At 68.0% G+C, this 22,911-nt stretch carries 25 protein-coding genes and 1 other RNA gene; 11 read left to right on the forward strand and 15 right to left on the reverse strand.

All coding sequences use genetic code 11. The features are described from left to right. Positions 1-57: 57 nt before the first annotated feature. Together IEW01_RS04375 and IEW01_RS04380 are read right to left on the reverse strand one after the other, a co-directional pair. Positions 58-915, reverse strand: coding sequence for a nickel/cobalt transporter (locus tag IEW01_RS04375; protein WP_188526358.1), 858 nt, complete (start codon positions 913-915; stop codon positions 58-60). Further along, a complete protein-coding gene (locus IEW01_RS04380; RefSeq protein WP_188526359.1) occupies positions 903-1,562 on the reverse strand; it encodes a DUF1007 family protein in 660 nt (219 codons plus the stop codon). The genes IEW01_RS04375 and IEW01_RS04380 overlap by 13 nt, the downstream gene beginning before the upstream one ends. A 206-nt stretch (positions 1,563-1,768) precedes the next feature. Here IEW01_RS04380 and IEW01_RS04385 point away from each other — a divergent pair, with 206 nt between their 5' ends. Both IEW01_RS04385 and IEW01_RS04390 read left to right on the forward strand, forming a co-directional pair. After that, positions 1,769-3,121 carry an L-lactate MFS transporter gene (locus IEW01_RS04385; protein WP_188526360.1) on the forward strand — a complete coding sequence of 451 codons (1,353 nt, stop codon included), beginning with the start codon at positions 1,769-1,771 and terminating at the stop codon, positions 3,119-3,121. A 128-nt stretch (positions 3,122-3,249) separates the two neighbouring features. After that, entirely contained in the window at positions 3,250-4,467 is a 1,218-nt protein-coding gene (locus IEW01_RS04390) for an MFS transporter (RefSeq protein ID WP_229738058.1), read from the forward strand. Here IEW01_RS04390 and IEW01_RS04395 read toward each other — a convergent pair. The 7 genes from IEW01_RS04395 to IEW01_RS04425 all read right to left on the reverse strand — a co-directional run bounded on the left by IEW01_RS04395 (position 4,448) and on the right by IEW01_RS04425 (position 11,196). Next, positions 4,448-5,566 (reverse strand): TFIIB-type zinc finger domain-containing protein, encoded by a 1,119-nt coding sequence (locus IEW01_RS04395; RefSeq protein WP_188526361.1) that lies wholly within the window; start codon positions 5,564-5,566, stop codon positions 4,448-4,450. The genes IEW01_RS04390 and IEW01_RS04395 overlap by 20 nt on opposite strands. A 1-nt stretch (position 5,567) precedes the next feature. After that, positions 5,568-5,936, reverse strand: a complete 369-nt coding sequence (locus tag IEW01_RS04400; protein WP_188526362.1) for a hypothetical protein — start codon at positions 5,934-5,936, stop codon at positions 5,568-5,570. A gap of 5 nt (positions 5,937-5,941) precedes the next feature. Further along, the gene (locus IEW01_RS04405; RefSeq protein ID WP_188526363.1) at positions 5,942-7,075 is read right to left on the reverse strand and encodes an SPFH domain-containing protein; all 1,134 of its coding nucleotides are present in this window, start codon (positions 7,073-7,075) and stop codon (positions 5,942-5,944) included. Between the two features lie 9 nt (positions 7,076-7,084). Beyond that, positions 7,085-8,032 carry a DUF2927 domain-containing protein gene (locus IEW01_RS04410; RefSeq protein ID WP_188526364.1) on the reverse strand — a complete coding sequence of 316 codons (948 nt, stop codon included), beginning with the start codon at positions 8,030-8,032 and terminating at the stop codon, positions 7,085-7,087. A gap of 3 nt (positions 8,033-8,035) precedes the next feature. Beyond that, a complete protein-coding gene (locus tag IEW01_RS04415) occupies positions 8,036-9,232 on the reverse strand; it encodes a toxic anion resistance protein (protein WP_188526365.1) in 1,197 nt (398 codons plus the stop codon). A gap of 12 nt (positions 9,233-9,244) precedes the next feature. Further along, complete coding sequence (locus IEW01_RS04420; protein ID WP_188526366.1) at positions 9,245-10,150, reverse strand: 5-bromo-4-chloroindolyl phosphate hydrolysis family protein; 906 nt, start codon at positions 10,148-10,150, stop codon at positions 9,245-9,247. A gap of 236 nt (positions 10,151-10,386) precedes the next feature. Continuing rightward, a complete protein-coding gene (locus IEW01_RS04425) occupies positions 10,387-11,196 on the reverse strand; it encodes a pseudouridine synthase (protein WP_188526367.1) in 810 nt (269 codons plus the stop codon). A 62-nt stretch (positions 11,197-11,258) separates the two neighbouring features. On the opposite strand from IEW01_RS04425, the gene IEW01_RS04430 reads away from it, so the two are divergent. Continuing rightward, positions 11,259-11,708, forward strand: a complete 450-nt coding sequence (locus tag IEW01_RS04430; RefSeq protein ID WP_188526368.1) for a nucleoside deaminase — start codon at positions 11,259-11,261, stop codon at positions 11,706-11,708. Positions 11,709-11,829: 121 nt separating this feature from the next. On the opposite strand, the gene IEW01_RS04435 is transcribed toward IEW01_RS04430, so the two are convergent. After that, positions 11,830-12,522 (reverse strand): metal-dependent hydrolase, encoded by a 693-nt coding sequence (locus IEW01_RS04435; RefSeq protein WP_188526369.1) that lies wholly within the window; start codon positions 12,520-12,522, stop codon positions 11,830-11,832. 57 nt (positions 12,523-12,579) lie between these two features. On the opposite strand from IEW01_RS04435, the gene IEW01_RS04440 reads away from it, so the two are divergent. From IEW01_RS04440 to rpmG, 7 genes are all read left to right on the forward strand, one after another. Then, entirely contained in the window at positions 12,580-13,242 is a 663-nt protein-coding gene (locus IEW01_RS04440) for a ceramidase domain-containing protein (RefSeq protein WP_188526370.1), read from the forward strand. A 51-nt stretch (positions 13,243-13,293) separates the two neighbouring features. Then, the gene (gene gatC, locus IEW01_RS04445; RefSeq protein ID WP_188526371.1) at positions 13,294-13,581 is read left to right on the forward strand and encodes an Asp-tRNA(Asn)/Glu-tRNA(Gln) amidotransferase subunit GatC; all 288 of its coding nucleotides are present in this window, start codon (positions 13,294-13,296) and stop codon (positions 13,579-13,581) included. A 1-nt stretch (position 13,582) separates the two neighbouring features. Beyond that, the gene (gatA, locus tag IEW01_RS04450) at positions 13,583-15,064 is read left to right on the forward strand and encodes an Asp-tRNA(Asn)/Glu-tRNA(Gln) amidotransferase subunit GatA (RefSeq protein WP_188526372.1); all 1,482 of its coding nucleotides are present in this window, start codon (positions 13,583-13,585) and stop codon (positions 15,062-15,064) included. A 122-nt stretch (positions 15,065-15,186) separates the two neighbouring features. Next, on the forward strand, positions 15,187-15,828 hold the full coding sequence (locus tag IEW01_RS04455; RefSeq protein WP_229738060.1) for a hypothetical protein: 642 nt from the start codon (positions 15,187-15,189) through the stop codon (positions 15,826-15,828). After that, the gene (locus IEW01_RS04460) at positions 15,825-16,529 is read left to right on the forward strand and encodes an N-acetylmuramoyl-L-alanine amidase (protein ID WP_229738063.1); all 705 of its coding nucleotides are present in this window, start codon (positions 15,825-15,827) and stop codon (positions 16,527-16,529) included. The genes IEW01_RS04455 and IEW01_RS04460 overlap by 4 nt, the downstream gene beginning before the upstream one ends. An 11-nt stretch (positions 16,530-16,540) precedes the next feature. Further along, positions 16,541-16,899, forward strand: an RNA gene (gene rnpB / locus IEW01_RS04465) — RNase P RNA component class A. Positions 16,900-17,077: 178 nt separating this feature from the next. Continuing rightward, entirely contained in the window at positions 17,078-17,245 is a 168-nt protein-coding gene (rpmG, locus tag IEW01_RS04470) for a 50S ribosomal protein L33 (protein ID WP_007799108.1), read from the forward strand. Positions 17,246-17,472: 227 nt separating this feature from the next. On the opposite strand, the gene IEW01_RS04475 is transcribed toward rpmG, so the two are convergent. From IEW01_RS04475 to IEW01_RS04490, 4 genes are all read right to left on the reverse strand, one after another. After that, complete coding sequence (locus tag IEW01_RS04475; protein WP_188526375.1) at positions 17,473-18,849, reverse strand: SLC13 family permease; 1,377 nt, start codon at positions 18,847-18,849, stop codon at positions 17,473-17,475. Positions 18,850-18,858: 9 nt separating this feature from the next. Then, positions 18,859-19,581 (reverse strand): SGNH/GDSL hydrolase family protein, encoded by a 723-nt coding sequence (locus IEW01_RS04480; RefSeq protein ID WP_188526376.1) that lies wholly within the window; start codon positions 19,579-19,581, stop codon positions 18,859-18,861. 66 nt (positions 19,582-19,647) lie between these two features. Then, on the reverse strand, positions 19,648-20,388 hold the full coding sequence (locus IEW01_RS04485; protein ID WP_188526377.1) for a Bax inhibitor-1/YccA family protein: 741 nt from the start codon (positions 20,386-20,388) through the stop codon (positions 19,648-19,650). 141 nt (positions 20,389-20,529) lie between these two features. Beyond that, complete coding sequence (locus IEW01_RS04490; protein WP_188526378.1) at positions 20,530-20,739, reverse strand: DUF1127 domain-containing protein; 210 nt, start codon at positions 20,737-20,739, stop codon at positions 20,530-20,532. Positions 20,740-20,859: 120 nt separating this feature from the next. On the opposite strand from IEW01_RS04490, the gene IEW01_RS04495 reads away from it, so the two are divergent. Further along, complete coding sequence (locus tag IEW01_RS04495; RefSeq protein WP_188526379.1) at positions 20,860-21,714, forward strand: LysR family transcriptional regulator; 855 nt, start codon at positions 20,860-20,862, stop codon at positions 21,712-21,714. Here IEW01_RS04495 and IEW01_RS04500 read toward each other — a convergent pair. After that, positions 21,699-22,679, reverse strand: a complete 981-nt coding sequence (locus tag IEW01_RS04500) for an NADPH:quinone oxidoreductase family protein (RefSeq protein ID WP_188526380.1) — start codon at positions 22,677-22,679, stop codon at positions 21,699-21,701. The genes IEW01_RS04495 and IEW01_RS04500 overlap by 16 nt on opposite strands. Positions 22,680-22,911: the final 232 nt, after the last annotated feature.

Raw genomic sequence — 22,911 nt, forward strand, 5'->3', positions numbered from 1 at the left:
CACCCCGGAAAGCGCGAGGAGGCGGCTCCGAAAGGGGCCGCCTTCCCTTTTCGTGGATCAGACCACCAGAATGACGACGAGCGCGCCGAGGAAGAGTTCGGCGCCGTGACCGAAGGCGCGCAGTTGCGCCGCCCGGCCCGCGCCGACGCCGGCGATGCCATCGCGCAGGTTGGCGGAGGTGAGAGCGACCGCGAGGGTGACGAGCGCGGTGCCGAGACCGATGGCGTAGGTCGCGGCGATGCCCGCCAGAGGCGCGCCGATCATCACCGTGAGCAGCATCACGAACAGCGCTCCGGTGCAGGGCCGCAGCGCCACCCCGCCGATCAGCATCAGCGCCTCGCCCCAGCCGGCGCGCGCGGCGGCTTCGGGGTTCGGGGCATGGTCGTGGGCGCAGGCCTCGTCGCGGTGGTGGCGGGCGCCTTCGCGCATCCGCCAGAAGCCGCGCGCGCCGCGCCAGACCAGCCAGGCCCCGAGCGCGGCGATCAGGAGATCGCCGATCCGCGTCACCGGCCCCTCCGCCATGCCCACCAGCGCCTCGCGGCCGAGATCGAACAGCATCGCCCCGCCGAGCACCAGAACCACCGCCGTTGTCGCCTGCGCGAGGTTGGCCGCGAGGGTGATCGCTGCCACCCGCCACAGCGTGGCGCGCGAGGAAAATGCCCAGGCCCCCAGGACCGTCTTGCCGTGGCCGGGACCCGCGGCGTGCAACACACCGTAGACGAAGCCGAGCGAGATCAGCCCGAGCGCGGCGCCCGGCGCGCCTGCCTTGAGCGCGCGCACGCCCTGCGCCAGCGTATCCTGAAATTCGCGCTGGGCGGCGAGAATGGCGGCCCGCGCGGCGCCGATGCCGCCGAAAGCCCAGAGCGCGGCAAGCGCCAGCGCGATCACGCACAGCGCGAGGATCAGTTGCCGCATGAGATCCGCAACTCCTCAGCGTAGAGCCGCCCGATTTCGCCGAGGCCCGCCGCTTCGGGGTCGGCGTCGGGCGGCAAGTTGGCGATGGTTTCGGCCAGTTCCGAGCTGATCGTCGATGTGTCGGGCGAGACCAGCCTGGCCCTGCAATCGGTGCGCCCCGAGAAGTCGGGCAGCGCGGCGATGGAGTAGGCAACGTAGAAGACCGGGTCGAAGGCGCGCAGCGTGAGGCGGCTTGCCTCGATCGCAACGGGTTCGGCCAGCGCGCGGGTGTGGACCGAGACCGCCTCGCCGTCGCGCCAGTCTGCCGCCCATTCGGTGGGCGGGCCGAGGGTGAGCGGCGCGCCGTCGAGCTCGAGTTCCACGTCGCCGCCGTAGTCTTCCGGCCAGTTGGCATCCCACAGGCGCATGGCCTCCAGTTCGGCGGCGGAAATGTCGCCGTCGCTGTCGGTGTCGTAGCCGCCATCCTCGACCATCAGCAGGGTGAACAGCGGGTCGTAGACCCATGTGTTGCGCAGCGCGACGAGGCGGCCCTCTGCGTCGAAGATCAACTCGTGCGAGGCGTCGACGAATATGTGCGGATGTGCGGCGAGGGGCGCCGGAAGGGCTGCGAGGGCGAGCGCCAGCGCGGGGATCAGAGCGTGCGTCATGGCAAAACTAAACCCGTCCCGGCGGACCAAGGCAAGGGGCTGGCGGTGGCCCTCGGCGGTGAGGCGCCGGACCGCCGGCTGTGCCCTGCCCTGTCCGCGACCCCGCGGCACATGGTCGGTGCCGGCCGGGTCTGCTATGATCCGGTTGCGTGAAAACCTGCCCTGTGACCAGAGCGATGCTTCCAGGGCGATGTCGGGAGGTGCCGATGACAGCCTTGGCACGTGGCTCCAGCCGTTGGCTGGTGGTTCTTGGTGCCGTGCTGATGCAACTCAGCCTCGGCGGAATCTATGCCTGGTCGGTGTTCACCCCTGCGTTGCTCGACGCCGGCTGGAGCCGAATGGAATCCCAGATCGTGTTTGCCGTCGGGCTCGCCACCTTCGCGCTGGTGATGGTTTTCGCCGGGCGGCTTCTCACCCGCCATGGCCCGCAGCGGCTGGCCGTTGTCGGCGGGCTGGTGCTGGGTGCGGGCTACCTGCTCACCGGTTTGCTCGGGGCCACGAGCTTTCCGGTTGTGGTGCTCGGCATCGGCGTGGTTGGCGGCGCGGGGATCGGGCTTGGCTACGTGGTGCCGATCGCTGTTGGCATGCGCTGGTTTCCCGACCGCAAGGGCATGATCACCGGGCTCGCGGTGGCCGGTTTCGGCTTCGGCGCGATGGGCTGGGTCAAGCTCGCCGGCGCGTGGGGACAACTGATCGAGACGTTCGGGCTCGGGCCGACCTTCATGATCTACGGCGTCGCCTTCGCCGCGCTCATCCTCATCGGTGCGATCTGGATGCAGATGCCGCCCAAGGGCTGGGCACCGTCCGGGTTCACACAGGATGCGGCCCATGCCAAGGGCGGCGAGGATTACAGCCTTGCCGAGATGCTGCGCACGCCGCAGTTCTACCTGATGTTCCTGATCTTCGCGGTTTCCGCCGGTGCCGGGCTGATGAGCGCCGGGCTGATGAAGCTCTACCCGATCGAGGCGCTGATGGCCTCGGGCTATTCCGCCGTCGAGGCCAGCGCGATCGCGGGCACGGCGATGGCGGTGTTCTTCTCGCTGGCCAATGGCATCGGCCGGATCCTGTGGGGGATGATCTCCGACCGGATCGGGCGGCGGCGCTCGATCCTGATCATGACCGGGCTGCAGGCGGTAACGCTCTTCGCCTTCACCGCGATGGCCGGAACGCCGTGGCTGCTCTACCTCGGCGCGGCGATGATCGGCTTCAACTTCGGCGGCAACTTCGCGCTGTTCCCGGCGCTGACGGCCGATCTCTTCGGCAACGCCCGGGTCGGCCAGAACTACCCTTACGTCTTTCTCAGCTACGGCGCGGGCGGGATCGTGTTCCCGATCCTCGGCGGCATGCTGGGCGACCTGGGGAACTTCCCGCTCGCCTTTTCGATCACCGCCGCGGCCTGCCTCGTCGGGATGCTGGCTGCCATGCTGATCCGCAAGCCCGACCACGAGGAAGCCACGCACCACTTCTCGGTGCACGGCTTCCTGCACCAGATGCACTGGGACCAGTTGGAAGAGGCGATCGACCACGCGCTGCACCCAGACCATCGCGCCGGCAAGTGAGCGGCGGGCAAGCGGACCGTCTTGGAAATTCCGCCCGGATCGGTTAGAGCGGAAAAGACCCCTGAAACGACGGACAGGTGAAGCGGCTGGGACGCGCGCTAACGGACAATTGGGCCCTTTTTCTCGGCATGCTGATGCTGATGGTGGCCAATGGCCTGCTCGGCACCCTGCTCACGATCCGGGGCAATGACCTCGGGTTTTCGATCCTGACGATCTCGCTGATGCAGGCAAGCTATCCGCTCGGGGCGCTGGCGGGCACCGTCGCGGCGCCCCGGCTGATCGAGAAGGTGGGCCATATCCGCGCCTTTTCGGCGCTGGCCTCGCTGGTTTCGATCGCGGCGATCGTGCACCTGCTCACCTCCGACCCGTATTCGTGGAGCGCGATGCGCCTGCTCTCGGGCGTCTGCGTGCCGGGGCTTTACGTGATCACCGAAAGCTGGCTGCACGCCAAGGCCGAAAACCGGATGCGGGCGCAGATCCTTTCGGTCTACTTCATGATCCAGCTGGGCGGCCCGGCGCTCGGCACCGCCATGGTGGGCCTGCCCGACCCGACCGGGGCGATGCTGTTCGGCGCGGTCTCGATCCTGATTTCGCTCTCGATCGTGCCCCTGCTCCTGTCCGACAACAAGGCGCCCGCCTATGTCGCGCCGGAGCGGATGCGGCTGCGCCAGCTTTATCGCGTTTCGCCGATGTCGGTGCTGGGGATCTTCGTGGTCAGCATCGGGCTGGGCGCGTGGTTCATCAGCCTGCCGCTCTACGCGCTCGCGCGCGGCTTCAACGAGGCGCAGGCCTCCGGCGCGCTGGTGGTGGCGATGATCGCCTCGGCGCTGGTGCAATACCCGCTGGGCTGGCTCGCCGATCACGTCGACCGGCGGCAGGTGGTGATCGGGCTCGGCCTACTGGCCACCGCGGCCGCGGTATGGCTGGCGGTCGATCGGTCTGCGTCCCTCGTGGTGATCGGCTTCTCGGTGATCGCGGCGGCCACCCTGCCGATCTACTCGATCCTTGCCGCCCATGCCAACGATCACCTCACCCGCGCCCAGATCGTGCCCGCGAGCGGCACGATGGCCTTCCTGCTCCAGCTCGGACAGTTTTTCGGCGCTCTCATCGGCCCCAACACCATCCCGCTCGCCGGTGGCCGGGGCCTGCTGATCATGCTGGCGGTGATCTGCCTGGCCGTCACCCTGATCGCGATCGCCCGACGCGTGCGAACGCAGGCGCCGCAAGAGACCGGCGAAACCCCGGTGACCGGGGTTCTCGGAATCGCGCAGCCGGGGGTGTTCCAGGCCGAGGTGATGGCCGAAGAGGCGGAAGAGCGGCGCGACCCTACTGGTTCTGGGCGATGAAATACCCGATCGTCCCGCCGACCACCGCCAGCACCAGCACCGCGAAGGCGATTTTCCAGGCCGACCATGGGCGTTCGCCCTGCACCTTGCCGGTGCGGGCATTGACCACGAAGCGGTAGCTTTTGCCGCGATACTTGTAGGCCGCCATCCAGATCGGCAGCAGGATGTGCTTGAAGGTCACGTCGGAAACCGAGGTGTTGACGTTGTGCACCCGCTGGCGGTCGCCACCGATATCGCGGCGCACGTCGCGCAGGATCACCTGGTCCATGTAGGCGCGGGCCTCATCGTAGCCCTCGGGAAGCTCGATCGTGTAGCCCTCGGCGCGGTATCCGGCGAGAAACTCCGGCCGGTAGGGCTCCAGCGCCTTCAGATCCCAGGGCTCCAGCCCGTCTGTGTAGCGCTTGGGCAGGGCGCGCGAGGCGAGCACCAGAACGTCGTCGAAGAACCGCGCGACCCGGCCCGACTTCGGGCTCCAGCGCACCCGCTGCTCGCGCACCTGCACGCGCTTGCCGTCGCGCATCACCGTTTTCGTGACGTAATAGACCGTGCCGCGCTCGCCCCGGTAGGACGAGGCGGTATCGGCGTCGAAGGTCCAGTAGGGCACGTAGATGCCCGACATCCGGCGGCCCTTGCGGGCGTAGTCCTTCAACCCGTTCGGCGCGAACCACAGCCGCCCGAGCCAATCCGTCATCGCCTTGCGCGCCTGGCCCTCGTCAAGCGAGAACGGCAGGAGCCCGCCGGGCTTGATGTGGCGATGGGTGCCGGTATCGGTCACCACCGGGGTGGCGCAATAGGGGCATTCGGCGGCGTGCAGATCGGCATCGAACTCCACCTGCGCGCCGCAATTGGGGCAGGACGAAACCCGGGTGACCTCCATCTCGGCCTCGGGCAATTGCGCCCGCATCGCTGCCTCGAAATCCAGCTCGTGCATCGCCCCGGCCCGGCCGTCTTCGCTGTCGATCTCGTGGCTGTGGCCGCAATGATCGCAGATCAACAGGCCCGCCGGCGCATCGAAGCGCAGATCGGCGCCGCATTGCGGGCAGGGGAAGCGGTGTTCCTCCACCGGGGCCGGCGGCGGCGGGGGCATGTCTTGGGCCATGTCACTTGCCTCCGGGGTGTTCGAAGCTGACCAGTTGCGCCACCTGGTGCGCGGCGACCGAGGTGAAGCGGATGACGTGGCAATAGAGCCGGGTTTGCCCCGCACGGGTGACCCGGCCCGAGACCGACCCGGCCTTGCCGTGGGTGACCACCTGCTCGACGCGGATTTTCTCGGCCGGGGCCACAGCCTCCAGGGCGGCGACGATCGCCGAGCGGCCGGCGAGGGCACCCGAGGCGCCATCCCAGGTGGCCGCTTCGGCCAGCGTGGATGGATCGAGACGGCCCACGCCCATCAGCGCGAGCGCGATCTGCTCGGCCCGCGCCTCCTCGGCGCTGTCGCCGGACCCGGCGATTCGGATCACTTCCGTCATCGGCTTCAGCCCGCGGGTGGTGGCGGTGGCGGCATCACGGTGAACAGCTGAGCCAGCTCGTCGAGGTCGCCCGCGGGTTTCCACCCGTCCTGCCCCGCGGTCCAGACAAGGCTTTCGCGCGTCAGCTCACCCGCCTGCGCCTTCTGGCCCATGGTGGCGCGGCTGAAGGGCCCATGCGTTTCGCCGTTGAGCGCGATGTGCCAGACCTTTTCCACCGGCGGGGGCGGCGGCGGGGCGGCGGGCTGTTGCGCGGCGGCCGGGGCGGCCTGCGCAGGGGCTGCCCCCCAAGGCCCGGCCTGCGCCATCTGCCCGGCCATACCCATGCCCAGCCCGGCGCCCATGCCGGCGCCCATCGAGGCGGCCATGGCGGAGTTTTCCGCGCCCATCGCCTCGGCGGCGTTGAACTTCATGTACTGGTCGAGGTTGCCGACGATCCCCATCGAGGTGCGCTTGTCGAGCGCCTGCTCGACGGCGGCGGGCAGCGAGATGTTCTCGATGTAGAACTCGGGGATCTCGAGGCCATACTCGGCAACCACCTTGGAGATCTCGCCGGCCACCAGCTTGCCAAGCTCCCGCGTGTTCGCCGCCATGTCGAGCACCGGGATGCCCGAGCCCGCGACGATGCGCGAAAACGCCTGCACGATGATGTTGCGCACCTGGTAGCTGATCTCGTCCATGGTGAACTCGCCGTCGGTGCCGACGATCTCACTGAGGAAGCGCCCGGCATCGTTCACACGCACGGTGTAGGTGCCGAAAGCGCGGATGCGCACCGGGCCGAATTCGGGATCACGGCACATGATCGGGTTTTTCGTGCCCCACTTCAGGTCAGTGAAGCGGGTGGTGTTGACGAAATAGATCTCGCTCTTGAAGGGCGATTTGAAGGCATGATCCCAGTGCTGCAGACTGGTCATGATCGGCATGTTGTTGGTTTCGAGCATGTAGAGCCCGGGGGTGAACACGTCGGCCAGCTGCCCCTCGTGCACGAACACCGCCGCCTGCCCCTCGCGCACGGTGAGCTTGGCGCCATACTTGATCTCGTGGCCCTCGCGCTGGAAGCGCCAGACCATGGTGTCGCGGGTGTCGTCGGTCCAGTGGATGACGTCGATGAACTGGCCGGAAAGAAAATCGAGAATGCCCATGTTGGTCTCCTATACTTCGCCGCCCATCAATTCGCGGGCAATGCGCTCCACGATCGGGCGCGCTTCGGTCTCGGTCATGCCCGGGCGCAGGCGCTCGTCGTAAAGCATCTTGAGCAAGAGTTCGTCGTGCCGGGTGAGGAAGGCGAATTCCTCGTCGTCGTTGAAGATCGAGGGGCGCGCGAGCTGATAATCGTTGGAAAGCCCCATGCCTTGGGTGATTTCCTCATGCAGGCAGGAGGCGCGCAGCAGGTCGGGATGTTCGGCGCGGATCACGGCGACGGCCTGATGATAGGTGCCGTCGCTCTCCGGGTCGGTGGCGAAAGCGAGGCAATAGGTGGTGCGTGGCAGGTTGACCACGGTGTTGAGCGCGGTGGGCGAGATATTGGGCATGATCCGGCGCAGCGTCGGCCCGAGCGCCCGGCGCTCATCCTCGTTCACCACGAAAACCCGGAAATTGCCTTGCCCCGCGGGAACCTGGCTGATCCGGTGGCCGGTGGCGTTTGCGATCCGCGACACGAGCCGCGCGGTTTCGTTGCTGTCCCGGGTGCGGGCGCTTGGCGGCACCGAGGCGCCGAACTCGATCGACAAGGTCACCGGCTTGGTCCAGCGGTGCAGCCGGCTCGCGCTCTCGCGCGCGACCAGCCGACCGCCGATTTCGGAATATTCCTCGTAGAGCGCGATCTTGATGAAGTTGCGCACCAGTTCACGCGTGCCGAACGGCGCGTCCGGGCCGCCGCCCCCGGTGCGCATCAGCCCTTGCGAGAGCAACCCGTTCTGAACCCGCCGGTAGTAATCGGCAAGCTCGGCGCTGGTCGAAGAGGGCGGCGCGGAGATCTCGGCCGGCGCCGGTCGGGGCATGGGCGCGACGGATTGCGCCGCACGCGGATCACCCGCCTCGCAGCCCGACAGAACCGCCCCCGCCATGAGCGCGAGGCCCAGTGCCGCACCAATCCGCATCGCCTACTTTCCCTCGACCGCACTGCCAAGTTCATGGCCAGAAGCGGTGCCGCGCGCCTTGGCGGAGGAGAGCGCGTTCTTCAATTCGGATTCCATCTTCTGCAGCTCCTCTTCCGCCGCCGCGCGCTTGGCCTTGCCCTCGTCGGCGATCTGCAGGCTTTCCTCGATGGTGGCGATGAGATCGGCGTTGGCCGACTTGATCGCCTCGATATCGAAGACGCCGCGCTCCATTTCCTCGCGCACCGCCTTGTTGGCCTCGCGCAGGTTGGCGGCGTTGGCTTGCAGCAGCTCGTTGGTCAGGTCTGACGCCGCCTTGACGGCCCTGGCCGCTTCCGCCGAGCGCTGGATCGTCACCGCCTGGGCAAGCTGGGTTTCCCACAGCGGCACGGTGTTGACCAGCGTGGAGTTGATCTTGGTCACGAGGCTCTTGTCGTTCTCCTGCACCAGCCGGATCGAGGGCAGGCTCTGCATCGTCACCTGGCGGGTGAGCTTGAGATCATGCACCCGGCGTTCCAGGTCATCGCGCGCGGCGCGCAGGTCGCGCAGCTCCTGCGCCATGATCACGCCCTGATCTTCCGGCGCGGCCTCGACCTCTTTTTCCTTCGCCGGGATCGTCTCGCCATCAAGCTCCTTCAGCTTGGCCTCGCCCGCGGCGATGTAGAGCGCCAGTTCGTCGTAGAAATCGAGTGTCTTCTCGTAGAGCTTGTCGAGCGACTTGATGTCCTTCAGCAGCGCGTGCTCGTGGTGCAGAAGGTTGTCGGTGATCTTGTCTATCTGGCCCTGCACGTCTTCGTAGCGGGCCATGAACTTCGCCGCCGGGGCGGTGCGGCCGAGCAGCTTTTCCCACCACGACCGCTGGCGCCGCATGTCGAGCTCGGTCACCGAGAAGCCGCGGATCGTGGTGACGATATCGCGCAAGCCGTCGCCCGCGGGGCCAACGTCCTTGTTGCGCACGCCCTGGAGCATTTCCTGGCTGATGACCTGAAGTTCGGCCTGGGCCGCCGAGCCGAAACCGATGATCGACTGGCTGTTGGCCATGTCGATCTCCGCCATGCGCGTCTCGATCGCGGCCTTCTGGTCGGCGTCGGCTTCCTCGAACGGCACGAGGGCAGTGGAGGGTTCGGCCAGGATCACGGCGGTGACTTCCTCCACAGCCTTGAGATCTTCCTGCGCCTTCTGGCGGTTTTCAACTACAGACATTTCATTCCCTCGCTAATTCTGATCGTTCGTCATGCGCACACCCTCGCGGGCGAGCCTTTCGCGCAGCACCTCGATCTCGACGTTGAGATCGCTGCGGTCGTCAATAAGCAGTTTCTGTGTCTTGCCCGTGAAATTCGCTTCAAGGTCGTCGAGCAGTTGCAGGTAATCCGCCCGCGCTTCGGCGCTGCGCGAGCGGGCATAGATATCGGCGAACTTGGCCGTCGCGTCGCGCGCGCCGACGAGGTAGACGGAGAGATACTTGCGCGAGGCCGTGAGGTCGCGCGGGTCGTCCTCGATGGTGCGGAACATGGCGCGCGCGGTCGTGAGGAAGCGGTCGACGCGGGCCTCCAACTGGCGGTCGCGGGCGCGCTGGATCGCATCCTTCATCGCGGCAAGATGCTTTTCGGCCTCGCCCACCGCGCGCGCCACGCGGTCGGTCTGGAAGGTGTCGATGCCCTCCATCCCCTTGTCTTTCAGCGGGTCGAGCCCGAAGGCGAATCCATGCAGCACCGCCCCCAGCACCGCGAAGATCGCCGCACTCACCACCCCGCCATCGGCGAAGGCGGCAAGGCCGAGCCCCGCGCCGGTGAGGATGCTGGCGAAGATCTTGCGCGGAATCGCCGGGCGGCGCGCGATCTTGCGCGCGTCATAGGCTTCCTGTGCAAGGATGCCCTCGCGGGTGAGCCATGCGGCGAGGATGAGCAGTCCGAAAGCGGCCAACGTCATCGCCAGCCCGACCGGGGCGAGGAAAAACGCCCGCACCGCCAGCGGCAGCGGCGCGAGAAAGAGAAAGTTCACCCGGCCGCCGGCCTTGGTGCGCACCTGCCCCGCATAGGGGCTGGCCTGCGACGGGGGATGTGCGGGCGTCGGACCTGGTTTCGGCTCGGGGCTGTGCCGCCCGCCATAGCGCTGCGCCATCACGCCCCCCCCGTGATCGACACGTAGAGGATCAACGCCACGAGGAGGAAAAACGACAGTTTCTGCAACCCGGTATCGGACACGACACTCCCCTTCTGCCGGACAGCCCGGCAGGCTCAGATATAGGGCCTGCGCGGCGGCCTTGCCAGAATATTCCGGGGGAATATCGCGCCTGTGCTCCCCTTTGCCGATCGCGCCACGAGCGCGGCGGTGCCGCCGGACCTGCCCGCGCGCGATCAGCCGCGCCGGGCTGGGCGCTTGGGCTTGCGCGCATCGCGCGGGGATTTGAGCGCGGTGCCGGTCTTGTCGCCGCCGTCGTCGAGGCCGAGCTGGTCGCGCAGCACGCGCGCCTTCACTTCCTCCACCGCGCCGGGTTTCAGCTCGCCGAGCCGGAACGGCCCGTAGCTTACCCGGATCAGCCGGTTCACCGTCAGACCCACCGCCTCCATCGCGCGGCGGATCTCGCGGTTGCGGCCCTCGCGGATGCCGATGGTGAGCCAGGCGTTGGCGCCCTGCTGGCGGTCGATCGTCACGCTCATCGGCTGGAACCGTTCGCCCTCGATCACGATCCCCTTGCGCAGCGGCACGAGATCCTCGTCTTTCGGCGCCCCCTTTACCCGCACGCGGTACTTGCGCAGCCAGCCGGTCGAGGGCAGTTCCAGCCGGCGCTTGATCGCGCCATCGTTGGTCAGAAGCAGGAGGCCCTCGGAGTTGATGTCGAGCCGTCCCACGCTCATCACCCGGGGCATGTCTTCGGGCAGGGCGGCGAACACGGTGTTGCGCCCCTTTTCGTCCTTCGCCGTGGTCACCAGGCCCTGCGGCTTGTGATAGAGCCAGAGCCGGGCGGGTTCGGGCGCGCCGACCGCCTTGCCGTCGACGTCGATCTTGTCGGTCGCGGTCACGTTCAGGGCGGGGCTGGCGATGGTCTTGCCATTCACCGCAACGCGCCCCGCCTCGATCATGCGTTCGACCTCGCGGCGGCTGGCGATGCCGGCGCGGGAGAGAAACTTGGCGATGCGCTCGCCCTTCGGGGTCTCGGTGCTCATCCTTCCCGCTTAGGCGCGCTGGCCGGGCTTGTCCAGCACGCGCGGGCAGGGCAAGAGGGGGCATGAGCTTCACCTCGCACATGGACACGGCCCTTGCCGAGGCCCGCGCCGCTGCCCTGCGCGGCGAAGTGCCGGTGGGCGCGGTCGTGGTGAGCCCCGGCGGCGAGGTGATCGCGCGCGCCGGCAACCGCACCCGCGAACTCAACGATCCCACCGCCCATGCCGAGATCCTGGCGATCCGCGCTGCCTGCGCCGCGCTGGGCTCGGAACGGCTCACCGGGCATGATCTCTACGTCAGCCTCGAACCCTGCCCGATGTGCGCCGCCGCGATCTCCTTCGCCCGTATCCGCCGGCTCTACTACGGCGCGGCCGACCCCAAGTCGGGCGGCACCGCCCACGGCGCGCGGGTGTTCGCGCATCCGCAATGCCACCACGTGCCGGAGGTCTACGACGGGATCGGCGCGGCCGAGGCTGAGCGGCTGCTCAAGGCTTTCTTCGACCAGAAGCGGTAGCGTCGCCAAGCGGTGCGCCTGCGGCGCGCAGAATTGTTTATTGGGGGCGCTGCCCCCAAACCCCCGAGGTATTTTCGGACCCAAGAAGACCGGTTGGTGGCCGAGGCGGCCGGGGCGCGCCTCAGATCTCGATCGGCTGCAACACCTCGGGTTCGATCACGTCGACGCCGGTGAGCACCTCCTTCATCAGCGCCGCCGATTGTTCGAGCAGCGGGAAGGTGCGGTAGTGGCAGGGGATCACCGTGCGGAAGTTGAAGTATTTTCGCGCGGCGTAGGAGGCCCGCGCCATGTCCATGGTGAAATGCCCGCCGGCGCAGAGCAGCCCGATATCGGGGTTGTGGACCTCGCCCATCCATTCCATGTCGGCCATGATGTCGGTGTCGCCGGTGGCGTAGATCACGTGATCCTCGCCTGCGATCATGTAGCCCGATTCGGCGCCGGTATAGACCGGGCCGTTCGCGGTCTGGGTGGCCGAGGAATGGGTGGCGTTCACCATCGTCACCGCCACCTTGCCGAGTCGCACCGTGCCGCCCTTGTTGAAACCGATGGTTTCGAAATCGTAACGCGACGCCCACCACTGGGTGAGATCGTAGATCGCGACCGCGGGTATTCCCAGTTCCTCGCAGATCGCCGGCGCGTCGGTCGCGTGGTCGCTGTGGCCGTGGGTGACGAGCACGTGGGTCGCCCCCGCGATCGCCTCGGCGCGGCGTTCGGGCGGGAACATCGGGTTTCCCTCGAACCAGGGGTCAAGCAGGATCACCGCGTCCTCGATCTCGATGCGGAAGCTCGCGTGTCCCAGCCAGGTGATTTTCATCTCGTCTCTCCCTATCATCCGTAGACCACATGGTATCACGCACGAAAGGCAGCGAAAGTGGATTGGACCCGCGCGGTTGACGGCTATTGCGAAAGGCTCGATCCAGGCTTCTGGGCCGAGCCGATCAACGCGGTGACGAACGCCGCCTTCCTGGTCGCCGCGCTGGTCATGGCGCTGCGGCTGCGCGGGGCGGGTTTGCCGCTTGCGAACCTTCTGGTGGGGATTCTCGCTGCCATCGGGCTTGGCTCTTTCCTGTTTCACACTTTCGCGCAGGCCTGGGCCGGGCTGGCCGACGTGCTGCCGATCCTGGTGTTCATCCTCGTCTACATCTTCGCTGCCAGCCGCGATTTCCTCGGGCTGAGCGGCCGCATGGCCGGGCTGGTGACGCTGGGCTTCCTGCCCTATGCCGCCGCCACCGCGCCGCTGTTCGGGCTGATCCCCGGGCTCGGTTCGTCGGCGGGCTATGCCCCGGTGCCGCTGCTGATCGCCGCCTATGCCTGGATCCTGCGCCGCCGCGCCCCGGCCACCGCGCGCGGCCTCGCCGTTGGCGCCGGGCTGCTGGTGCTCTCGCTCACCTTCCGCACGCTTGATGAGCCGCTTTGCGGCGCGCTGCCGTTGGGCACGCATTTCCTGTGGCACATCCTCAACGCCGTGATGCTGGGCTGGATGATCGAGGTCTACCGTGCCCACATGCTTGCGGGGGGCGGGCGCGGGCGCTAAACGGGCAGGCGACACGCACAGCAAGCCCCAAGAGAGCCCACGGAGGCCCCCATGTCGATCGACATCGAAACCGCCCGCAAGGTGGCGCACCTGGCCCGGATCCGGGTGGAGGAAGACCGCCTGCCCGCGCTCGCCGCGGAGTTCAACGATATCCTCGGCTTCATCGAGCAATTGAACGAGGTGAACGTGGATGACATCGAACCGATGACCTCGGTGACGCCGATGCGGCTGAAGCGCCGCGAGGACGTGGTGACCGATGGCGGCTATCCCGAGAAGGTGCTTTCCAACGCCCCCGACGCCCGTGTAGGCTTCTTTGCCGTGCCGAAAGTGGTGGAGTGACATGAGCGATCTGACGAAGCTGACCATCGCCGCGGCGCGCGAGGCGCTGTCGAAGGGCGAAACCACCGCCGTCGAACTGACCGAGGCCTGCCTTGCCGAGATCGAGGCCGCCGATGCTCTTGGCGCCTTCGTGCACAAGACGCCTGAGATCGCGCTGGACCAGGCGAAGGCCGCCGACGCGCGGATCAAGGCGGGCGAGGCCACCGCGATGACCGGCATTCCCCTCGGCATCAAGGATCTGTTCTGCACCATGGGCGTGGCGAGCCAGGCGGCGAGCGGCATTCTCGATGGCTTCAAGCCGGAATACGAATCCACCGTCACCCAGAACCTGTTCGGCGCCGGGGCGGTGATGCTCGGCAAGCTCAACATGGACGAGTTCGCGATGGGCTCGTCCAACGAGACCTCCGTCTACGGCAACGCGGTCAACCCGTGGAAGGTGGATGAGCGTGCGCTTACCCCGGGCGGCTCCTCCGGGGGCTCGGCCTCCGCCGTCGCCGCCGATCTCTGCCTTGCCGCCACCGGCACCGATACCGGCGGCTCGATCCGCCAGCCCGCGGCTTTCACCGGGATCACCGGCCTCAAGCCCACCTATGGCCGGGTGTCGCGCTGGGGCATCATCGCCTTCGCCTCATCGCTCGACCAGGCCGGGCCGATGACCAAATCGGTGCGCGACTCGGCGATCATGCTGGGTGCGATGGCCGGGCACGACCCGAAAGACAGCACCTCCGCCAACATCCCCGAGCTCGATTTCGAAGCCGCGCTGACCGGCGATATCAGGGGCAAGGTCATCGGCATCCCGCGCGAATACCGGCTCGACGGCATGCCCGCCGAGATCGAGAAGCTATGGGACGAGGGCAAGGCGATGCTGGCCGATGCCGGCGCCAAACTGATCGACATCACCCTGCCGCACACCAAGTATGCGCTGCCTGCCTATTACGTGATTGCGCCGGCCGAGGCCTCGTCGAACCTCGCGCGCTACGATGGCGTGCGCTATGGCCACCGCGCCAGGCTGGGATCGGGCGAGGGCATCACCGAGATGTATGAAAAGACCCGCGCCGAGGGGTTCGGGGCGGAAGTCCAGCGCCGCGTGATGGTGGGCACCTACGTGCTTTCGGCCGGCTTCTACGACGCCTATTACAACCGCGCGCGCAAGGTTCGCGCCCTGATCAAGCGCGATTTCGACGAGGCCTTCGACCAGGGCGTCGACGCGATCCTCACCCCGGCCACCCCCTCCGCCGCCTTCGGCCTGGGCGAGATGGCCGAGGCCGACCCGGTGCAGATGTATCTCAACGACGTGTTCACCGTCACCGTAAACCTCGCGGGGCTGCCCGGCATGTCGGTGCCCGCCGGGCTCGATGCCAAGGGCCTGCCGCTCGGCCTCCAGCTTATCGGCAAACCCTGGGAAGAGGCCGATCTGCTGAATACCGCCTATGCGCTCGAACGCGCGGCGGGGTTTGTTTCCAAGCCCGCGAAATGGTGGTAATCCCCGCGTCCGACGCCAATCCGGCGTCGGGCAACCGGGGGCGCAGGATGCGTATCGCGACCGTTTCTTTCTTTTCGGCCATGGCTCTGGCGGCCTGCAGCCCGCCGATTCCCGATAGTGGAGTGAAGCCAGGGGCGGCGCCCGCGGCCAGCACCTCAAGCGCCTCGGCATTGCCGCCCGCCGCGCCGGTTTCGGCCAGCTCGCTCGATGCGAACGCCGCCATCGCGGCGGAAACAACCGCCATGCTCGGGCTGGACAACGCCCCCGCCACCGGCGCGCCGCTGTCTGCCATGGCGCCCGACGCGGCGACGGCGGCGCCTGTTTCGCTGTCCGACGAGCAGAGCTTCGCCGCGGTGAGCGAACGCGAATCGATCGAGAGCGATGCCGCCCGGATCGACGCCAACCGCGCGCAATACGTGGTGATCCAGCCCACCGAGCTGCCGCCGCGCCCCGACGGCACCGGCGCCTCGATCGTCGCCTTCGCGCTGGCCACCACCAACGACCCGGGACAGCCGCTCTACAGCCGCGTTGGCATCGCCGCCAACAGCCGTTTCGAGCGTGCCTGCGCCAAGCACGGCAGTCCGGACCGCGCGCAGGAAGCCTTCCTCGACGCCGGCGGCCCCGAGCGTGACTTTCACGGGATGGACCCCGACGGCGACGGTTTCGCCTGCCAATGGGATCCGCGCCCCTTCCGCGCCGCGCGCGATGCCGCGCCCGAGGTGGTGGACACTTACGAAGACGTCGAAACCTCCGGCGAATCGTGAGCGGCCCCGGCGCGGTGATTTCCCGTCCCTCGCCGAACTTCGGTGACCGTCGCGATGGATTGCGGCCCGAACTCGTGGTGCTGCATTACACCGCCATGCCCGATGCCGAGGCGGCGCTGGAACGGCTCTGCGCGCCCGAACACGAGGTGTCTGCCCATTACCTGATCGCGCGTGATGACCGCCTTTTCCGGCTGGTCGACGAAGACAAGCGCGCCTGGCACGCCGGGGCTGGCGAATGGGGCGGACGGGGCGATGTGAACTCGCGCTCCATCGGTATCGAGTTGGACAATTGCGGCCATTCTCCCTTTTCCGAGCCACAAATGGCCCGGCTCGAATGGCTTCTTTCCGACATTCTGGCGCGGTGGCGCATCTCGCCCGAGGGCGTGATCGCGCATTCGGATTTCGCCCCCACCCGCAAGACCGACCCGGGCCCGCGCTTCGACTGGCGGCGGCTGGCGGTTCAGGGTCTCGCCGTCTGGCCCGAACCCGCCGCGCCCGGCCCCGATCCGGACGACGCCGCCTTTCTCGCCGCCGCACGGGCCTTCGGCTACCCGACCGGTGACGGCTTCGCGCCGGTGCTCACGGCCTTCCGTGCCCGCTTCCGTCCCGGCGCTTGCGGCCCGCTCGACGGTTCCGACATGGCGATGATCGAAGACCTCGCCCGGCGCTTCCCGGTTGACCGGCCCGCCGCGCGTGCCTAAGTCGAATGCGCGCGGATGGCCGGATGGCCGCGGGGGGCGACCCTCGAGGAAAGTCCGGACTCCACAAGGCAACGGTGCCGGGTAACGCCCGGCGGGGGCAACCCCAGGGAAAGCGCCACAGAGAACAGTCTGCCCTCCCCGTGGGGGTAAAGGTGAAACGGTGGGGTAAGAGCCCACCGCGCGCCTGGCAACAGGAGCGGCACGGCAAGCCCCACCGGGAGCAATGCCAAATAGGGATCTCGCATGGGCCGCCTTGGCTCGAGGTCCGGGTCGGCAGCTAGAGCGCGCGGGCAACCGCGGGCCCAGAGGAATGGTCATCCATGGGGGGCAACCCCCGGGACAAAATCCGGCTTACAGGCCATCCGCGCGCCTCTTCATCCTGGAAAAAATACCTCGCGGGGGTGCGGGGGTGCGAAACCCCCGCCCGACGGCACCCACCCGCGCGCAGCATTTGGGCATATTGCGGTTGACTCGGGCGGCCGGGGCGCTAAAAGGCGGGTTTCAAGGATTTGACCGGGCGCACCCGTGCCCGACGAGGAGCTGACACCATGGCGAAACCGACAACCATCAAGATCCGCCTGAACTCGACCGCGGGCACCGGGCATTTCTACGTGACGAAGAAAAACGCCCGCACCATGACCGAGAAGATGACCGTGCGGAAATACGATCCGGTTGTGCGCAAGCACGTGGAATACAAGGAAGGCAAGATCAAGTAATCCTGCCGCCTGTGGAATGAAAAAGGCCGCGCTCGCGGGCGCGGCCTTTTCCTGTCTTGTGCGTCCGCGATTGCCGTGGATCGGGCCTCTGCGCGCCCAGGCCCGGCGTGATCGAGGGCAGCGCGCCAATCACCCGTGGCTTACCTCCTCCGGATGATGACACCCCCCGGCATATGCGGCGATCAACCGGCCCCGGAGAAGAAACGGCGGCGCTTGCCGCCGGTGCATCACAAAAGGATCGGCCCGAGCGTTGCAGCGATTCCGACGGCGACGAGAAGGCCCAGCAGGTTGAGCACCGCGCCCGCGCGCAGCATCCGTGCCCGGGTCACCTCGGGGTGGGAAAAAACGATGGCATTGGGCGGGGTCGCCACCGGAAGCATGAACCCGATCGAAGCGGCGAGCGCCACCGGCAGCATGAAGACCACCGGGTCGATCCCGAGCGTGACGGCGGCCGCCCCGGCGATGGGCATGAACAATGCCGCCGTCGCGGTGTTGGAGGCCAGTTCCCCGAGGTAGACGATCAGCGCCGCGAAGGTGAGCAGCAGGATCGGCAGCGGCAGCCCGGCAAGCCCGGCGCTCGCCTGCCCGATCTGCGCCGCGAGGCCGCTGGTGTCGATCAGCCGGGCGAGCGCCAGCCCGCCGCCGAACAGGATCAGTACGTCCCAGCGGATTCGCGCGGCCTCGTCCCAGTCGAGCAGCCGCCCGCCCTGGCCCTTGCCGTCGGGAAGGAGAAACAACGCGAGGGCGCCGGTGAGCGCGATGCCTGCGTCGCTGATCGGCAAGCCGGGCAGAAGCGGCGCAAGCCAGGGCCGGGTGATCCAGCCCAGCGCGGTGAGTCCGGCGACGATCGCCACCCGCGCCTCGGCGTCGCGCAACGGGTGCGGGTTGTAGGGCGGCAGCGGCAAGTGGGTGGCGCCGCCGAGCCCCGGTGTGAGGTAGGCGAGCACGACCCAGGCGGCAAACATCAGCACCAGCGACACCGGCATACCGACCATGGCCCATTCGGCGAAACCGATCGTCAGCCCCTGCGTGTCGGCCACGTAGGCTGCGAAGATCGCGTTCGGCGGCGTGCCGATCAGCGAGCCCATGCCGCCGATAGTGGCGGCGTAGGCCACGCCCAGCATCAGCGTGGCGGCCAGCCGTGGGTTGGCGGGGGCGGCCACGGCGGCGGCGATCGGTGCCACCACCATGGTCGAGGCGGTGTTCGATATCCACAGCGACAGAAAGCCCGTCGCCACCATCAACGCCGCGAGCACCCGTGGCGGGCTGGTGCCGGCGCGGGCGAGCAGGCTGTGGGCGATGCGGGCATGCAGGCCCACCCGCTCGATGGCGCGGGCAACGAGGAAGCCGCCGAGAAAGAGCATGATCAGCGGGTTGGCGTAGGACGGGGCCACCTCGTCGATCGACGCAAGCCCGAGGACCGGGGCGAGCACGAGCGGCAAGAGCGCGGTGGCAGCGAGGGGCAGCACGCCGACGACCCACCACAGCGCCATCAGCAGCGCAAGCCCGGCCGCCACCCAGGCCTCGCGTGACATGTCGCCGGGCGGAGGCAGGAAGAACGTGGCGGCAAGCAGAGCGGGGCCGAAGAAGAGGGCGAGGCGCATGTGAGCGGTTTATCCCGAACCGGCGGCGGAGGAAAGCGCGGTGCGGATCGCCGGGGCCAGCATCCGCGCCCAGAGCGCGTAGCCCGCCGGGCCTGGGTGAAACCCGTCCTCGGCCATCAGGTCGGGGGTGAGTGAAAGCTCGAACGCCACGTGGTGCCAGCCCGGATCATCCGCGGTGGCGCGTGCCAGGCCTGCGTCGAAGCGCCGGGCGCTCGCGCCCATCACCCAGCGCAGCGGCTGGGGCAGGGCGGGGAAATCGCCCATCGGCGGCAGGCCGGAGGCGATCACCTGGGCAACGCCGAAACGATCGGCCAGCAGCGCGCGCAGGTCGGCCTGCCGGGCGAGGAAGCTGGCGCGCGGCACCGAGCGGGTGACGTCGTTCACACCCAGCGCGGTGACGGCGATATCGAAGCGCGCGGGCGGGAGTGCGGCAAGCCGCGCGAGGCTGTCGGCGGTGGTCGCGCCGGTGCGGGCAACCAGTTGCCAGGTCACGTGATGCGTGCTTGCAAGTTCGGCCGCGAGCCGCCCTGCAAGCGCAACACCCTGCTCGGACGCGCCCACACCGGCGGCGGAACTGTCGCCGACGATCAGCAGCCGCAACTCCGGCCCGTCACCGGCCTCGCCGGTGCGCGGCCCCTGCGCTTCCGGCAGCCGGAGCGCGCGGCGGCGGAGCTTGAGTCCCTGCGCGATCAGCACCGGGGCGAGGGCGAGCTTGGCGGTGGTGTGGAGCATTGGGCGCCTCGGACGAAAAAGGGCCGGCACAATGGCCGGCCCTTTGAACTGCGTGTCTTGTGCGGGTTACTCGCGATTGCCGAGGAACTGCAGCAGGAACATGAACAGGTTGATGAAGTCGAGGTAGAGGTGCAGCGCCCCCATGATCGCCGACTTGGCGAGCCATTCCCCGTCCATCGCGTGGGCGTGCTGGATGTATTCCGTCTTCAGCCGCTGGGTATCATAGGCGGTGAGGCCGGCGAAGATCAGCACACCGATCACCGAGATCGCGAAGTGCAGCGCGGGCGACCCGAGGAAGATGTTCGCGATCGAGGCCACGATCAGGCCGATCAGGCCCATGATCAGGAACGCGCCCCAGCCCGAGATATCGCGCTTCGTGGTGTAGCCGTAGAGGCTGAGACCGGCGAAGGAGATCGAGGTGACAAGGAAGGTCTGCGCGATCGAGATCCCGGTGAAGGCGGCGAAGATCCACGAGATCGACAGACCCATCACCGCCGCGAAGACGTAGAAGTAGAGTTGTGCGCCGGCCGCGGACAAGCGGTTGATCGCCGCGCCGAAGGCAAACACCATCACCAGCGGCAGGAACATCACGATCCAGCCGAGAATGTTGGGCGACAGCGTGACCGGATCGCGCAGTATCGAGAGCATGGCGGGGGAGGAGCCGAAGGCCCAAGCCACGCCGGCCGTGACCAGAAGGCCAACGGACATGGTGCCGTAGACCTTGTTCATGTGGGCGCGCAGGCCCTCGTCGATCTGGGCGGTGCGGGCGCCGGTTGCGGCCGTCCGCATCGTCTTCAAATCAGCCATCTGTATCAGCCTCCTGAAAGCCAAATTACGTCGCGTCGCCGCCTTGGCGTCGCGTTCAGCCAAATATCGGGGAGCTTGGCCCGAATTTCAAGGCTTTCCGGAAGCGATCGCGGCCCCTGTTAACGGCGCCGTGAACTCCGCTCAGTGCGGCAGATCCCAGAACGGGCGCTCGGCTTCGTGCTTTGCGATCATTCGGTCGACGCCGATATCGCGCAACAGCCGGTCATCAAGGGTTTCAAGCCGGGTGCGCTGCTCGCGCACGGCAAGCGCGCGCTGGAGCCACACCACGGGGTTGAATCCTGCACGGCGGTGGGTTTGGCGGGTGCCATGGTTGGCGGTCATCGTAAGCATCTTGATCTCCTGGCCTCAACGGAGGTGGTTTGTGTCTCGCCCCTCCCATTGCGCTAGATAGGGCCTGGCTTTACATAACGGAAATGAATGTTTTTTAGCTAACGCATCACGGATCATAATATGGCGCACAACCTCGACATGACCGCGCTCCGGGCCTTCGCCACGGTTGCCGAGGTGGGCAGCGTGACCCGCGCCGCAGGGCTTCTGCACCTCACGCAATCGGCGGTCTCGATGCAGGTGAAGCGGCTCGAAGATGCCCTCGGGCGGGCGCTGTTCGAGCGGTCGGGGCGCGGCGTGGCGCTGACCGCCGATGGCGAGCAGTTGCTCGGCCATGCCCGAAGGATGTTGGCGATCAACGACGAGGTCTGGACCCGCTTCACCGATGCCGCATTCGAAGGCGAGATCGCGCTGGGTGTGCCGAATGACGTGGTCTATCCCGCCTTGCCGCCGGTGCTGCAGCGCTTCCACGCCGAGTTTCCGCGCATGAGGGTCACGCTGCATTCGTCCTATACCCAGCGGCTGAAAGACATGTTCCGCCATGGCGACTGCGACCTTATTCTCACCACCGAAAACGGGCTCGACGCGGGCGGCGAAACGCTGAGCACGCTGCCGCTGATCTGGGTGGGCGCACCCGGCGGGCGGGCCTGGCGCCAGCGCCCGCTGCGGCTGGCCTTCGAGACGCGCAACATCTACCGCATCGAGGTCGAGGCGGCGCTCGACGCGGCCGGCATCGGGTGGGAAATGGCCGTTACCTCCGACATGACCCGCACGATCGAGGTGACATGTGCCGCCGATCTCGCGGTGCACACGCTGCTTGAGGGCACCGTGCCCGCCACGCTGGAGCCCATCGACCACGGCGGCATTCTGCCGGCGTTGAGCTCGATGCGGGTGAATCTCTACGTTGCCGACACGCTGAAAGGCGAGGCCGGGCAGGCGCTGGTGGCGCTCTTGCGGCAGGCTTACGGCGAGGGCTGATCCGCGCCCATGGTGACGACGATCTTGCCGGTGGATTTGCGCGTACGCAGGAGCTCGTAGGCCTCGGCGGCACGGTCGAGCGGCAGGCGGTGGCTGATGTGCGGTGCAAGGCGGCCCTGCTCGTACCAGCCGATCAACGCCGCCATGCTCTCGCGCAGCGCGGCGGGATTGAACAGCGCATAGCCGCCCCACCAGAAGCCGATCACGTCGATGTTCTTGACCAGCAGGTGGTTGGCCGGGATCTGCGGCACGTCGCCGGAGGCGAAACCCACCGCGAGGATGCGGCCCTCGGGATTGGTCGCGCTGAGCGCGGCGCGGAACTGGTCGCCGCCCACCGGATCGTAAACCACGTCGGCGCCGCCGAGCGCCTTCACCGCCGCGCGGATATCCTCGCGGCTGCTGTCGATCAGGTGATCGGCGCCGGCGGCGGCGCAGACCGCGAGCTTTTCCGCGCCTCGGGCGCAGGCGATCACGGTGGCGCCCAACAGCTTGCCGATCTCGATCGCGGTCAGGCCCACGCCGCCGGCCGCCCCGAGCACCAGCAGCGTCTCGCCCGGGGCCAGCCGGGCGCGCCGCGCCAGCGCGAGGTGGCTCGTGCCGTAGGCGACCTGGAAGGCGGCGGCATCGTCGAAGGGCATGGCGTCGGGGATCGGCAGGCAGGCCTCCGCGGCAAAAGCCCCCATCTCGGCCAGCCCGCCCGACCCGGCCATCACCGCCACCCGCGTGCCGAGCGCGGGCGCGTCGACACCGGGCCCCCGGGCGATCACCGTGCCCGCAAGCTCCATGCCCAGCGTGAAGGGCGGGGGCGGCGTTTGCTGGTATTTGCCCTCGATCATCAGCAGATCGGCGAAGTTGAGCCCGCAAGCAGCGATCTCGACGACAACTTCGCCGGGCCCGGCCTCGGGCGCGGGCAGATCGGCGATCTCCGGCGCGGTGCCGGTGGAGGTCAGGCGGTAGGCTTTCATGCGGGCTCTCCCTTGCTGTTCCCGCCTATTAGCCGAGCGCGTGCGGCAAGGCGAGAGGTGGGCCATGGCCATGCGGCCGCTCCGGATGCCTTCATGTCCGTCCTGCGGCAGCAGGGTCCGATTCGAAATCAAATGGCGGGCGTGGGCACCCCTGCCGGCCCCGCTTAAGCAAGAATACACGCTAAACGGGTATCTTCGCAAAACAGGGGAATCGGATTCGCAAAATGCAAAT

The sequence above is a fragment of the Sinisalibacter lacisalsi genome (genome assembly GCF_014640115.1).
In the GTDB taxonomy this organism is placed as follows: Bacteria; Pseudomonadota; Alphaproteobacteria; order Rhodobacterales; family Rhodobacteraceae; genus Sinisalibacter; species Sinisalibacter lacisalsi.